We start from the raw sequence: 13,188 nt of genomic DNA, 5'->3' as shown, positions 1-13,188 counted from the left end.
GGAATCGGTTTCGAGGGGTGGCACCTGAACGTGTCTACGCAGATCGATCTCGTGCACGCTCGAGAACACGTTGATAGAACGGCGAATACGGTATCCGACGCATTCGTCTGACAACGCTGGCCTCATACGGATTACTGCACCAATTTACCGGTGGTGAGTCGAACCGTGTGAGACGAGTCTCAGTGGAGGAGCGAAGCGAGTCAACCGTTGCAACCGCGTCCAGTCCTGCGGTTGCGCCGGAAATGACTTACAGTAAACCGTATCACACGAGCGCGTCTAACAACGAACACTTCCGGCAGCGTTCGCGTGTCGTCGTCGATCCGCACTCGACACACTCGCGGAGATCGGCTCCTTCCTCGCCGTCGCCGTTGTAGCGATCCGCGACGATGCCGGCGAGTTCCTCGTAGCCCGAAAGGATCGAGTGTCGCGTTCCCGGGTGGTTCTCCTCGAGGTCGTAGATGAGCTGCTGAATCTCGGCGCGGTAGGCTTCGCTCGAGTGGGGGCACTCGGTGATGTGTGCGGGGAGATCTTCCAGATGTGCGTAGAGAGCGACCTCCTTCTCCGGAACGTCTCGAAGGGGTTTGGCCCGCGGGACGAACTCCTCTTGCTCCTCGCGTTCCGAAATCGGACCGAGGCTGGCGTCGAAGTGCTTCGCGATCTGGGCGACGTCGCCCTCGAGGAAGTTCATCATCGCCGTTTGGGCTTCGTCGTCCAGATTGTGGCCGGTCAGCATGAGGTCGGCACCGAGTTTCTCGGCGTACTCCTCGAGGAGGTCTCGACGAAACACCCCGCAGTAGGCGCAAGCGGCCATGTTTTCGGGGTCGTCTTCGACGACATCGTCCATCTCGACGCCGAACTCCTCGGCGTAGCTGACGACTTCGTGGCGGATCTCGAGGTCGTCGGACAGGTCGACGCAGGCGTCGACGGATTTGTCGCGATACCCTTCGATCCCTTCGTGGATGGTCAATCCGACGAGTTCGATGCGCGGGTCTTCCTCGAAGGTGTCGTGGAGGATTTGGGTAAGCACGACGCTGTCTTTGCCGCCGGAGAGGCCGATTACCCACGTCTGCGGGTTTTCGGGCGTGGCGTCGTGGGGGACGAGGTCGTCCCGACGAACTCTGCGACGGACGCGCTTTTCGACCGATTCGCGAAAGTGAGCCTCACAGAGGTGGGCTCCCGAGTACGCGGCGTGCATGACCGAGGGCTCCTCACACCGGTTACACTCCATTGTGAGCGCCTAGTCGGTCCGGGTGTATGTCGGTTTCGTCTCCAACGGTGTTCTCGAAACTCCTTGATTCGGTTTCGGACGATGGCGGCGAAACGTCTATGGGCTAACACCTCCCACTCTCTCGAGGAGATGGTCATGTACGACCGGTCGGACTCGAGTGGCTACCGGATGATCGATACGTTCGACAGCGGCTTCGGCTGGCTGGCTCATCCCCAGGAGACGGGACTGCGTGCGAGCCACGCGTTCGTCGGCGACGACGGCGGCGTCTGGCTGTTCGACCCGTTAGACGCGCCCGGTATCGACGAGGAGATCGACGCGCTCGGCGACGTTGCCGGGATCGCGGTCTGTTCGCGATACCACGCTCGAGATTCGGCGGCGTTCGCGCGGCGGTACGACGTTCCCGTCTCCGTTCCCTCGTGGATGACGCGTGCCGGAACGCCTCGAGGTGCCACTCGAGTATTACGAGAGCGAACTCGGCTCGTCCGGGTTCGCCGTCGAACAGGTCGGGCCGATACCCGGGTGGTCCGAGGGGGTCGCCTATCGCGAGAGCGACGACACGCTGTACATCCCCGACTTGCTCGGAACCGCACCACTGTATACGGTTGGCCCGGAGCGCCTCGGAGTTCTGCCGCCCGACGCCGCCGTTCGAAGCGTTTACAGGCCTCGATCCGTCACGGATTCTCGTCGGTCACGGAACCGGACTCTTCGACGATCCGGCCGGTGGGCTCATCACCGCGCTGGCGAACGCTCGAGGCGGCTTTCCGCGGGCACTGCTCGAGCACGGTCCGACGCAATTTCGCGCGCTGGTCGGCGCACTCGGCGACTAGTCAGTCGTTGCTTCTTGTCGAGAAAACGGAGCGACAGGTGTTCGAGTGTCGCTATCGATCAGGCCGGAACGGCCGGGCGGTCTTCGACGGCTTCGGCCCCGTCTTTTAGAGCGTCGATGAGAGTGTCGACGTAGCGTTCGCGGGGTTTGGAGGAAAACAGTTCGTGACCGCCGCTGTAGAGCACGACGTGTTCTGACGGTACACGCTCGCCGATCGGTCGAAGGCTAATGACCGGGTCGCGGAGCGAACAGAAGACGACCGCGTCGTGGTCGATCGTGAGTAGCTCCTGTTGTGCTCGTCGCGTCTCCCGGATGAACGCCGGTGAGACCCACTCGGGGGTCGTCGCGATCTGGTGATCCGTCGCGAGACTTCCGAGTTCGGTCTTTCCCATCCCGCCGAAGGGAACGAACGGGAAGCCCGTCGGGATTTTCTCGACGAGCTCGAGGGCGAATTCGGGGTGATCTTCGCTGTAACCCCACCAGGGGCTCAGATAGACGTGGTTTTCCGCCCCGTCGAGGGCCTGTCCGACGAGCGCACCGGCGCTGTGTCCGAGCAGCTGGTAGCCGTCCAGATCGATGACGTACTCGACGACTGGCTCGAGCCAGTCGGCTTTGAAGTCCTCGATGTTCGTCGGGAGCTCGAAGGCGTGGATTCGAAATCCGGCGTCAGCGAGCTTCCCGATGAGCCAGCTCACGTTTTCGTGGGTCCAGCGATTCCCCCAGCCCATGATGAAGACTAGGTCGTCGTCGCTGCCCTCGTTGAAGATCCGATGTCTCATACTCGTCCGTTCGTCGGGCGGAACCAAAAATCTGCGCTCTTGACACAAGCGGTTGCGGATCGATCTCTGATACGAACTGCTGTCCGTCATTTCCGGTTCAACCGCGCCCGTCCTGCGGTTGGGACGGTAAATCGTTACAGCAGATCGTACGAGAACACGGGATCTGCGACACTATTCTCCTATGGGAACAGATCGAGGAGAATAGCGGCACCGAGGGCTCCGACGGCCATCATCGTCCCGCCGATCGCGAAGGCCGGTGTCGTTCCGCCGTCGATTACGATGAAGGCACCGACGGAGAAGAAACTGAACGCGAACGCGAGCAAAACTACCGTTCCAATGACGCTCAACAGGGCGTCTTCGATGGCGCGTCGAAGGATCTCGTACTGTCGGCGATTCTCGAGGCCGCGGTCGTCTCCACCGTCGCCTGGAGGGGCTGACTCGTCCATCGATGGATTTTCAGTATGGTTGATATAAAGGCCTTCTGTCCGGTGTTTCCGAGACTCCCTTCGCCGGAAACGAACGGTTATTCGTGCCGGGATTCCTCGAGCGCGCGAAGAAACGATTTTGCGCATCGAGCCCCTACGAGGCATAATGACTGGATTTGACCGTTCTACGGCGGTCGATCGACTCGAGAACGTCGTCGATACCGTCGAGGACGATCCCATGCCGGTCCCCGTCCGCGAGGTGTGGGCGTTCGGGGATGTGGCCCTGGGACTCGACCCCGTCGAACGGCTCGATATCTACCTCACGAAAGACGTACTCATGCGGGAGAACTCGGGTCACCGACCGGCGGTCGAGGAGACCGAGGATTCCTACGACGTCGACGGCGTCGGCAAGTCGGTTCGCACCGAGTGGGCGGACGAGTTCCCCGAATTCCTTCGGGCGAATCGGAACGGTCACGCCGCACCCGAGAAGTGCCTCGCGGCGCACTTGCTTCCGGAAGACGAACCGGTTCACCTCGAGGTGTGTAATACGTCCTTCGAGGACAACGTCACGCAGCGACTACGGGGCGCGAAGCTTCGAGAAGACTACACCCAGTTGCTCGATCCGCGGGGCGTCTGTCTCTGGGTCGACGGCACGCGCAGCGACGAGGCGTTTCGAAAACTCCGCGAGAGCGACCTCGCGCTCCCGACGCTCTCGTCGGCCCTCGAGATGCTCGGAATGGACGAACCGGAGGCGGGTGAAGCTGCACAGGCCGTCCACGAGTGGCGGGCCAACCAGGAGGGCGTGACGATTCGCGGCGATGTCGTCTAATCGGCACGCGTGATCGATTCCGCCGTTTTCAACGTTTCCGGGAATGTTCGCGTGACGAAACGTCTTTGCCGTCGCTCCGTGACCTGTTCGTATGAGCAGTGCATCGTCGATGGTCGGAAGAATACTCACGCCGCGGGTCGCGCTGTTTGCGAACGTCGGTCTCGTCGTCACCGGTTCCGTCCTCGGACTGTTAGGGCTAATCGATCCGCTCTCGGGCATTCTGATCGTCGTTATCGGCTTTCTCGGTGTCCTCGCCTCTTTGTCGGGCTATCGAGAGGAATAACTGATCATCGGTCGTCGGCGCGCCCGACCGTAACGTAAAACGGAACGCGCTCCGATCGCCGATACGATTCCGTCTGCATCTGGTCGATCACGCACCGCCCCATCTCGCGCCAGGAACTCCTGAGATCTCCGTACTCCGTTTCGGTCAACTCGCCGGCGAGGAGCGTCTCTCTGTCATCGGCCAGTCCAGCGCCCGTCGCTTTTCGGCGGGCGACAGTAAGTGCGTGTTCCTCGTAAGGTGGAGAGATCGTCCGAACGTGGTCGTACGACCGCGTTTTGCACACCTCGAGACCCGCAGATTCGAAAGCCTCGTTCGCGTCGCCACCCAGCGTAACGTCCGTTCCGACGCCGTCGAGGTAGGCCCGACGAGCCCGCCGTTCGAGCCGTTCCTCGCGGTCGACGCTCGAGTCGATTTCGACGGCGGCGTTATCGGGTTCGATCGCCGCGACGAGATCGCTCGAGACGCGGGCGAACTCCGAAACCGCCGCGGCTGGCTCGGGGAGGTTGATCAACAGCGCCTGACAGACGACCAGATCGAAGGTGTCGTCGGGAAACGGAAGTTCGAGGGCGTTTCCGGCGACCGACGAAACGCCGTTTCGCGTTCGGGCGGTCTCGAGGAGCGTCGAATCGACGTCACAGCCGATGACGGTCCCCGGGGACTCGGCTGCGAGAACTCGGCTCAACTCGCCGGTCCCACAGCCGACGTCGAGGATTCGGTCTTTCGACTCGAGAGCCAGCGGAGCGAGCGCGTCCCGGGAGTCGTCCCACATCCCCTCGCGGGTTCGACGCAGGTACTCGGCTGCAAACTCGCGCACGAGTGGATACTGCGGCGTCTCGAGTAAAAGCGGGTCGGTTCGGGCCGGGCGGGGAGTCTCACTCCGTCGAGGAGCGGACCGTCGCTCGCGGCCGGGCCTGCGGATTCGCGGCCAACCTATTTCCGATAGATCGGTGGTCGTTCCCTATGGGCGATACGACCTCCTACGAAGACGAAATCGCACGGGAAGAAGCGTCGGACCTGGTACAGGAACTTGCTCGAGAGCTTCGAAACGACGACGTCGCGGAGATTCGAATCGGGAACAAGATGGTTGCGCTGTCGCCGGCATCGTCGATCGAGTACTCCATCGAGGCCGAGGAGCGGTCGCCGATGCTCGGGGGCGCTCGAGAAGAGATCACGCTCGAGCTGGCGTGGGAAGTGCAAGAAGACACCTAAGATCGTCTCGAACGGCGGTTCGCAGTGCCGTTCGCGACGGCTGATCGGTTCGGAGCGTGGAAAATTTGGACTGGGTGATCAGCCCGCGGTTTCGGCTCTTATTCCTCGCGCAGTTCCCTGACTTTCTCGATGTTCCAGGCGAAGCCGCGGCCGTCCTCGGTCGGCGTCTCGAGTGCGAACGGCAATTCCCGTAGATCGGGGTGGTTGACGATCGCCTTCATGCCGTCCTCACCGATGTAGCCCTCGCCGATGTGAGCGTGTTCGTCCTTGTGCGTGCCGACATCGTGTTTCGAGTCGTTGAGATGGATGTACTCGAGGTGCTCTAAGCCGACCTCGTCGTCGAACCGGCCGACGGTTTCGTCGACGGCCTCCGGCGTCGTGAGATCGTTACCCGCGACGAGCGTGTGAGCGGTGTCGATGCAGATGCCGATATCCGTCTCGGTGCGGTCGATGATCCCCGCGAGGTGCTCGAACTCGCCGCCGAGTTTCGTGCCGCTTCCCGCGTCGGATTCGATGAGGATCGTCACGTCCTCGGGAACGTCGAGGTCGTCGATGACGCCCGCGGCGTTGTCGAGACCGCCTTCGACGCCAGCTCCCGTGTGTGCGCCCAGATGGACGTTTACGTAGGGGATATCGAGTCGATCGGCCGCGTCGAGTTCGGCCTGCATGCTCTCTTTTGATTTTCGACGGAGGTCCTCTTTGGGCGTACAGAGGTTGACCAGGTACGCCGAGTGGATCACCCACGGCCCATCGAGCAGTTCCTCGGTTTCGTCCTGGAACCCCTCGGCGGCGTCCTCGCCGATTTCGGGCTGGGCCCAGACTTGCGGCGAGGTCGTAAAGACCTGCCCGCAGTTGCCGCCGAACGCGACCTGACGGTGGACCGCGTTCCGAATGTCGCTATAGGGTGGAGTCTCTTCGTCCGAGGAAACACGCGAACCGGAAATCGAAACGTGTGCGCCGACCTTCATGGATTCTCGTCAGTACCGAGCCGTGATAGGTATAACGAACCGGCGCGATCTCTCCTCGATGCAACCAGCGCTCGCGGTTCCCGAACGGCACCCGACGACGATCGATCTCAGCGCTCGCCGGCCTCGAGCTCTTCTCGGTCTCGGACCCAGGCGTCGGCTCCGAATTTCCGTCCGGCCAGTTCCTCTGCGGCCTCGAGTTCGTCGTCGCGCCACGTTCCTTCCTCGGCGTCACACCAGTCGCCGAGGCTCTCGGCGAGGGTATCGACGGCCTCCTCGCGGTCGAGGCCCGCCTGTTCGCGAATGCTCGTCACACGATCGGTGAACGTCGCCGCCTCGAGGTCGGTGTCGAACACGCCGACGTGGCGTTCGGGCTCGAGATCGAAGCTTATCGAGCCGTGCTGGATGACGACGTCTCGTTGTCGGTACTGGGCGTTGCCGCTGATCTTGGCTCCGTCGACGACGATGTCGTGGGCCGGATGAATATCCCGCAAATAACACGAGGGCTGGTAAATCGCGTCGCGTTCGGTACTCGCGAAGGCCGCGTCGACGCCCATCCGGGAGAACGCCTCGAGGATCGGTTCACAGAACATGGCGTAACAGTCCATGAGATCCCCGGGGACCTCCTCGGCGGGTGCAACGATCGTATAGGAGATGTCGGCGACCGAATCGTGGTAGATCCCGCCGCCGCCCGTTTGCCGCCGGGTGACGCCGACTCCGTTTCGTTCACACCACTCCCAGTCGACCGTCTCCGCGTCCTGTCGATACCCCATCGAGAGCGTGCTGGGTTCCCAGGAGTAGACCCGAACCGTTCGGAGGTCGTCCTCGAGGGCCGTTCGGGCCGCGACCTCCTCGAGTGCCATCTGTGTCGGGCCGTCGCGAGGGTCGTCTTTGATTAGTCGCCAGTCCCGGCGCTCGAGGTCACCCGTTGTCATACACCGACAGACGTGTCGACTCGAGTTAGTGGTTGCGGAGCCTCGTCTTGGTTCTACGGAGGGCTGTCGAAGCACGATCGTTCGTCTCAGAATTCGTTTGGTTACTGTCCGAGTCCTCACGCCCCGCGCGAACGCACGGTCTATGCTCACTACAAGTGCCTATTGACCAGCAAGCGTTCTATCAGATTCGAGTAAGACACACAGCATCGTGTCGAATACAGAGCGCGTATCTCGTAGAGAGGAGGTTCCCGGAAACGTCACCTGGATGTGAGGGTAGCTTAGTGGCTCCCGGCGTCGTAACCACTCTCGACGCGGGTGAGTTCTTCTATCGTGGGGAGTGTAGCGTCCTTGTCGGTGATAATCTCGATGCGCCGCGTCAGTTTGTCTCTGGAGAATTCGGCGAGCGGTTCGGTACGAGAGATCTCCGAGTCGGTCGCGCTAGCGCCTACGACGCGGGGCATCAGTCCTTGAAGAGTGTCTCGGACAACTTGGGGTTTGACGCCAGCATCTTGAATAAGCGAGCGCACCTTCTGCATTCCCCAGCCAACGTGGCGGCCCTCGTCGCTTCGGACGTAGGTGATACCTTCGATGAGACCAGACAGTTCCGGCCACTCGCGGCGGGCCACGTCGTCGCGGCCGCTGTCACTGAAGATACTTTGGAACCCGAAGTACCCTGTTTGGGCGACCACGCTCTCGATAGTGAGGTGGTAGTGGCTGATGGCGCGCGCCATTTGCTCCGGGGAGTCGTCAGTCAGCAGTTGCTCCATCGCTTCCTCGGTCGCATCGAAGATGGCGACGTAGTCCTCGTTGAAGTAACGCTGGTCGGTCGGAGCCGTCACTTCGTGGCCGAGCGTCTCGGCAACGGGATCGACCACCTCGCGCCAGTACCGGTCGAAGAACTGTGTGTGTTTGGCTTCCTCGTAGAGCTGGCTCGAGACGAACATCTGGTCGTTGATGTCGTCCAGCGCAATCATGAGGGGCGCGAGGTCCTCGGTCACGGCCTCCTCACCCGCGCCGAACTCGGCGATGAACCCACGGAACTCATCGAACTCCGCCGCAGTCGGTTCGTCCGCGATGAGCCGCTCCCGGTCGGCTTCGAGGTCAGCCTGGGGGACGTCCTCGTAGGGGTCCCAGTGGCGATACACTGCGTTTTCGAAGTATCCGCCTGCGAACGAGTCAGGGTCGATGCGCATCTCGCGGCTCGTGTCTTTGATTTGCGTCACGGTTACTACTTAAGACGCTGAGAGTTCACCATTGTCGCCGGACATCTTGGGTGGGTTTATATTGCGACTATAGGAATCACTGCTGTGCAGACTTGAGGCGCTCCGAGATGAGTGAAAGCGGATGTGGAATCGTCCGATGGATTCACAATTGAGGGACGAAGTGGGTGAGTATCTTGGCCTCTATCCGCTGGATATGCTCGGCGACTGTAGACTGGTTTATCCCCAACTCTTCCGCAATTTCCTCATAGTTCGTCTCACGAGGGAATTCAAAATAACCCATCGTGACAGCGAGCTCAAGAACCTCCTGCTGCCGTCTGGTTAGCGTCTTCTGGAGTTGTTCGATAGTGGGTCGGAACTCCCCTCGATTCACTAGTTCGGTGCGAACACTATCAGAGATCTCCGACGCAGCCTCCTGAATCGCCTCGCTAGTTCCGGCAAGTCTGATCTCTACCCCCTGTTTCGTATATATTATTGGATATTCTATCAGTATCTCCTTCTGGTCGAGGATCTTGGTCATCGTCAGGTCCGGTTCTGCAGCCGCTAGATGAGCAAAGATGAAACCTTCTCTATCCCCCGCGATGTCCACATTGTACACGTCCGACCTGTCCTCGAGTATCTCGATAGCCCTCTCAAGGTCTCCTTGTACCTCGTAAAGCGTAACGAACGTCTCTTCATCGAGGACGTTGAGGTAGTGTATCTGTTTGCGAGTAACAGATGATTCCTCACGGAGGGCTACATCCGCCGGGTGAAACCCCTGTTCACCAGCATCGAGCAGCAGTGTGATTTGTCTCATTAACGGAGTCCGATATTGATCAGGTAGTTTGAGTTTTGGTATCAGTACCTATGTGGCTACGACAGCCGAATGTCGCCGGACAGTCTTCGACAGATTACACCACGAAACCATCTTAGATAAGTTGCGATGATCACGACGTGTATCAATTCAACATTGAGCCTGGAACACCTACCAAGGCCACTATAAAATATTTTGCGCTGAATGATAGAATAATGTATGGACGAGTTTTTGCTGTCTCTATCTTCAGATAGCCAGTCAGATGGGATACGTATCCCGACCTCAATCCAAGCGATACGCAGTTGTGTGGTCTTCTCTTGAGTCTACAATCATCTGAGAAAAAACACGGCCTACTACCGAACTTATCCTCTATATTCAGCAGACGATTTTTGGCATAGCTCGGATAGATCGGTAACTGCTTATCCTGTTCTTACTGATGAGTATTTGGCTTGGGACGTAGAAATCTCGCACACAACGATCGTTATTCGGGCGGAACGCTGACCAGACCGGACGGTTTCTCCTCGGACGCAGTCGTCAGCACGAATTCCCACGTCGACTCCTTCTCGCCGACCGACTTGGCGCTCGAGATCGCCACGTTCGGCTCGGACCAGTACCGGAACAGTTCGATCACGAGCGGGAGCGTTACGACGCCTGTTTCCGCCCGTCCGAGCGCGTAGGCGGACAACGTTACGGTCCACGATCGGGACCGAACCGAGCGTTCGACCGCGTGTTCTTCGACAGTGTAGTCCTCGAGAAGCGCGACCGACTGGAGTCTCGATAACGTCACCTCGAGCGGTTCGTCGTTCGCCGGCGGAGACGACAATCGCTGTGCGGCGGCGAGCAGAAGGGGCGCCTGCTCCGCCGGTTCGAGTTGTCGCTCGAGTTCGATCGCCATGCTCTCGAGCAATCGAAGGCAAAGCTCGTCCGGCGATTCGATCGTTTCCGCAATCTCGAGGTACGTATCCATAATCGCCCGTTCGACCGACCGATGGGACGATTCGGCGACGGTCTCGAACACCGCTCCGGCGATGGCGTGACAGAAGTCGATGAGCGATTCCTCGCCGTCCACTCCGTCGGGCGGCATCGGCAGGGCCGCGTCGTGAACGTCGGTCGATTGTCGAGACACCTCATCGCGAGAAGTATCCTCGTCGGAGGAGTTACCGACGGTTCGAGGCGAAGTCCCTCCATTTGAGTCGTTGCTATCCTGACAGACGATCACGTCGTACCGCGGCAGTTGCGGGTCGTACCGACGGAGGGCGGCCCGGTACTGTTCTGTCGCTCGCGCGCCCGCTCGAGCGGTCGGCCTGTTTTCGAAGCGAAGACCAATTGCGGGCGCGGGGCGTTCGCCGGTGCGACCACAGCGCAGGTAGTACGGTCCCGTCTCGTCGGCGAGCGCCTCTAAATGCTGGCGAATGTCTCCGAGTGTCGTTCCGATCATGGTTGTCGGGATCAGCGCCGTCGGCTGAACGACGGATGCTGCTCTCGAGTGATGGACCCTCGAAGGCGGGTTCTCAGAACGCCGTAAAGGTTCGTTCCTAGCGAATCGCGGTGATCTGTTCTCATATCTCGTTGTTGATGATATCCGCGACGCGCTCCCGATCGAAGAGCTGTTCGTCGGTCGGAATATCCACCGAATCGCCGGGCCACTCGCCGAACTGGTCCGGATACACTTGCTTGGCAAGCGCCTCGGTCGAGAAGAGATGTGCGACTGGACCCATAAATTGCCCGGACGAGCGAACCACATTACCGTCCTCGACCGCCGATAGCCGGCGGCCGGTCGAATGGTCCTCGAGCGGTTCCACGACTTCCGTTTGCCACTCCTCGCCGGTCATCGAGGACAAGTTGAGGGCGGCGATGTAATCCGGATCAACGTCGAGCAAGGTTTCGTATCCGATGTCGCCGGGAACGTCCATCCCTTCGAACGCATCCTCGAAACCGAGATCTCGGAAACTCTGTGCATCGTTGCGTTTCTCGTTGATGGGTGCTGGCTGGAACTCCCCTGCGTCAGCATTGATACCTCGCCAGAAGAGAGCAACCGACGGTCTCTCGTCTTCGGCTGGAAGGTTCGATTCGATCTCCTCGATAAATTCGTCGCGGAGCGAAACCCACGCCTCGTACTGGTCTCGGCGCTGGAAGATCTCGGCTACCTTCTCGAATAGTTCGTACATCGTGTAGTACGGTTCCTCGCCGTCGAAGTCGAATCGAATGGATGACCCGAGGAAGGGAGCGACGGCCGTCTCGATTTCATCCATGTCTGCGTCGCTCCAGTTAGAGTAGTTTTGGAGCATCCGTGGATCGGCCAAGATGACATCGGGATCGATTTCGTAGAAAATCTCTCGATCGTAGTCTCGTGCTGATTCTCCTTCACCGTACTGGAGAATATCAGCAGGGTTGTGTTCGACACCGGGTAGCTGGTCGTAGAATTTGTACGGCTTCCGTTCGGGGTATGCGTGGGCTTCCGGTTGTAGACCCAGCGCCATCGCCATATCCTCTTGCGATCCTGGTATTACGAAGAATTCCTCCGGGACGTGATCAAATGTGTGACACCCTCCCGGTTCTACGCACACCTCGTACGGGTCGACCTCTCCGTTCTCGGGGTTTCCACCGTCCGAATCATCAGTATCCGCGAAGCATCCTGCAACGCCGACCGACAGAAGGCTTGCAGTCGATGCGAGTACACGTCGTCTTTTCGTCATACAAGTTTAGGTTCACCTAAAAGATTAAAAGTGTTGTGATTTAGGCCTACCTAAAACCTGGTCTTTTCACAGATAAATCGGTGGGAAATTATGGAAATCCGCAGAGACTACTGGTCTGGATTGATAGAAGTGTCCTCGTGGAGTGGACTTATTGGAACGATCTTCGGTCCGATCGAATCGTCGTCGGACTCTACGCGAGCTTCGATCTGAAAGACATCTGCTAGCAAACCTTCTGTGAGAATCTGATTTGGCGGACCACGCGCGTGAATTGATCCCTCCTTGAGTGCGAGCAGGTGGTCCGCGTAGCGAGCTGCTTGTTCGATATCATGTAAGACGAGAACAATTGTAACATCGCTGTGGTCCCGTAGCGTTTCGACGATCTCCATTACCGCTAACTGATGATGGACATCGAGGAACGTGGTCGGCTCATCGAGCAAGAGCACTTCCGTCTCCTGCGCTAACGACATTGCGATCCAGACGAGCTGTTTCTGTCCGCCGCTGAGATTGTTCAATTCTCGCTCTCGGAGGTGATCTACTCCTGCAAGTGAAATAGCGCGTTCGACGGCTTCCTCGTCCTCGTCCGTTACGGCTTCAAAAAATCCTCGATGCGGGTACCTGCCGTGGAAGACGAGTTCTTCGACAGTGAGGGTGCCAGGTGACACGTTTTCCTGCGAGAGGTGGCCGAGTTTTCGAGCGAATTCTTTTTTCTCTAGTTCGTGGACGTCGTGTCCGTCGAGTAGTACGGTGCCCGAATCCAAGGAGACTTGGCGAGCGATTCCTTTCAGAAGTGTACTCTTTCCGCTACCATTTGGTCCGATGAGTGCTGTAACCTCCCCTTCCGGGACCTCGATTGATTCTCCGTCGATTACCGGTTCATCAGCACCTGGATATGTGATTCCGATGTTTGTCCCGGTGAGTTCGACAGTACCCTGATGGGTAACTTCGGAATCGATGCGCTCTCGTTCTCCGTCGGTAACTGGTGCGTTCATGCCGCTCGAGT

General features: G+C 59.4%; 16 protein-coding genes. 4 read left to right on the top strand and 12 right to left on the bottom strand.

What is annotated here, in order from left to right:
* Nucleotides 1-262: 262 nt before the first annotated feature.
* Both ncsA and ACZ5C7_RS20670 read right to left on the bottom strand, forming a co-directional pair.
* Nucleotides 263-1,228 (bottom strand): tRNA 2-thiolation protein NcsA, encoded by a 966-nt coding sequence (gene ncsA / locus ACZ5C7_RS20675; protein ID WP_464378138.1) that lies wholly within the window; start codon nucleotides 1,226-1,228, stop codon nucleotides 263-265.
* A gap of 206 nt (nucleotides 1,229-1,434) precedes the next feature.
* Nucleotides 1,435-1,680 carry a hypothetical protein gene (locus tag ACZ5C7_RS20670; protein ID WP_464378137.1) on the bottom strand — a complete coding sequence of 82 codons (246 nt, stop codon included), beginning with the start codon at nucleotides 1,678-1,680 and terminating at the stop codon, nucleotides 1,435-1,437.
* Between the two features lie 150 nt (nucleotides 1,681-1,830).
* Between ACZ5C7_RS20670 and ACZ5C7_RS20665 the strand changes: the two genes are divergently transcribed.
* On the top strand, nucleotides 1,831-2,055 hold the full coding sequence (locus ACZ5C7_RS20665) for a hypothetical protein (RefSeq protein WP_464378136.1): 225 nt from the start codon (nucleotides 1,831-1,833) through the stop codon (nucleotides 2,053-2,055).
* A 58-nt stretch (nucleotides 2,056-2,113) separates the two neighbouring features.
* Here the strand turns inward: ACZ5C7_RS20665 and ACZ5C7_RS20660 are convergent, their stop codons facing one another.
* Both ACZ5C7_RS20660 and ACZ5C7_RS20655 read right to left on the bottom strand, forming a co-directional pair.
* Entirely contained in the window at nucleotides 2,114-2,833 is a 720-nt protein-coding gene (locus tag ACZ5C7_RS20660; protein WP_464378135.1) for an alpha/beta fold hydrolase, read from the bottom strand.
* Nucleotides 2,834-3,012: 179 nt separating this feature from the next.
* Nucleotides 3,013-3,279: a hypothetical protein gene (locus tag ACZ5C7_RS20655; RefSeq protein ID WP_464378134.1), complete on the bottom strand. Its 267-nt coding sequence runs from the start codon at nucleotides 3,277-3,279 to the stop codon at nucleotides 3,013-3,015.
* A 145-nt stretch (nucleotides 3,280-3,424) separates the two neighbouring features.
* Here ACZ5C7_RS20655 and ACZ5C7_RS20650 point away from each other — a divergent pair, with 145 nt between their 5' ends.
* Both ACZ5C7_RS20650 and ACZ5C7_RS20645 read left to right on the top strand, forming a co-directional pair.
* Nucleotides 3,425-4,087, top strand: coding sequence for a DUF7095 family protein (locus ACZ5C7_RS20650; RefSeq protein WP_464378133.1), 663 nt, complete (start codon nucleotides 3,425-3,427; stop codon nucleotides 4,085-4,087).
* A 91-nt stretch (nucleotides 4,088-4,178) separates the two neighbouring features.
* A complete protein-coding gene (locus ACZ5C7_RS20645; RefSeq protein ID WP_464378132.1) occupies nucleotides 4,179-4,370 on the top strand; it encodes a hypothetical protein in 192 nt (63 codons plus the stop codon).
* Between the two features lie 4 nt (nucleotides 4,371-4,374).
* Here ACZ5C7_RS20645 and ACZ5C7_RS20640 read toward each other — a convergent pair whose 3' ends face one another.
* Entirely contained in the window at nucleotides 4,375-5,184 is an 810-nt protein-coding gene (locus tag ACZ5C7_RS20640; protein ID WP_464378131.1) for a class I SAM-dependent methyltransferase, read from the bottom strand.
* Nucleotides 5,185-5,330: 146 nt separating this feature from the next.
* Between ACZ5C7_RS20640 and ACZ5C7_RS20635 the strand changes: the two genes are divergently transcribed.
* Entirely contained in the window at nucleotides 5,331-5,579 is a 249-nt protein-coding gene (locus ACZ5C7_RS20635) for an amphi-Trp domain-containing protein (protein WP_464378130.1), read from the top strand.
* Nucleotides 5,580-5,677: 98 nt separating this feature from the next.
* Here the strand turns inward: ACZ5C7_RS20635 and ACZ5C7_RS20630 are convergent, their stop codons facing one another.
* The 7 genes from ACZ5C7_RS20630 to ACZ5C7_RS20600 all read right to left on the bottom strand — a co-directional run bounded on the left by ACZ5C7_RS20630 (nucleotide 5,678) and on the right by ACZ5C7_RS20600 (nucleotide 13,177).
* Nucleotides 5,678-6,547, bottom strand: a complete 870-nt coding sequence (locus tag ACZ5C7_RS20630) for a deoxyribonuclease IV (RefSeq protein ID WP_464378129.1) — start codon at nucleotides 6,545-6,547, stop codon at nucleotides 5,678-5,680.
* Nucleotides 6,548-6,654: 107 nt separating this feature from the next.
* The gene (locus ACZ5C7_RS20625) at nucleotides 6,655-7,479 is read right to left on the bottom strand and encodes a lipoate--protein ligase family protein (RefSeq protein ID WP_464378128.1); all 825 of its coding nucleotides are present in this window, start codon (nucleotides 7,477-7,479) and stop codon (nucleotides 6,655-6,657) included.
* A gap of 278 nt (nucleotides 7,480-7,757) precedes the next feature.
* The gene (locus ACZ5C7_RS20620) at nucleotides 7,758-8,702 is read right to left on the bottom strand and encodes a ferritin family protein (protein WP_464378127.1); all 945 of its coding nucleotides are present in this window, start codon (nucleotides 8,700-8,702) and stop codon (nucleotides 7,758-7,760) included.
* Between the two features lie 142 nt (nucleotides 8,703-8,844).
* Nucleotides 8,845-9,495 (bottom strand): helix-turn-helix domain-containing protein, encoded by a 651-nt coding sequence (locus ACZ5C7_RS20615; RefSeq protein ID WP_464378126.1) that lies wholly within the window; start codon nucleotides 9,493-9,495, stop codon nucleotides 8,845-8,847.
* Between the two features lie 478 nt (nucleotides 9,496-9,973).
* Nucleotides 9,974-10,930: a DUF7551 domain-containing protein gene (locus tag ACZ5C7_RS20610; RefSeq protein WP_464378125.1), complete on the bottom strand. Its 957-nt coding sequence runs from the start codon at nucleotides 10,928-10,930 to the stop codon at nucleotides 9,974-9,976.
* Between the two features lie 121 nt (nucleotides 10,931-11,051).
* Nucleotides 11,052-12,188 carry an ABC transporter substrate-binding protein gene (locus ACZ5C7_RS20605; protein ID WP_464378124.1) on the bottom strand — a complete coding sequence of 379 codons (1,137 nt, stop codon included), beginning with the start codon at nucleotides 12,186-12,188 and terminating at the stop codon, nucleotides 11,052-11,054.
* Between the two features lie 107 nt (nucleotides 12,189-12,295).
* Entirely contained in the window at nucleotides 12,296-13,177 is an 882-nt protein-coding gene (locus tag ACZ5C7_RS20600) for an ABC transporter ATP-binding protein (RefSeq protein ID WP_464378123.1), read from the bottom strand.
* Nucleotides 13,178-13,188 lie beyond the last annotated feature (11 nt).

Source organism: Halostagnicola alkaliphila, from assembly GCF_055379965.1.
Note: the sequence above shows the minus strand (reverse complement) of the source record. Positions and strands in the feature narration are given on the sequence as shown.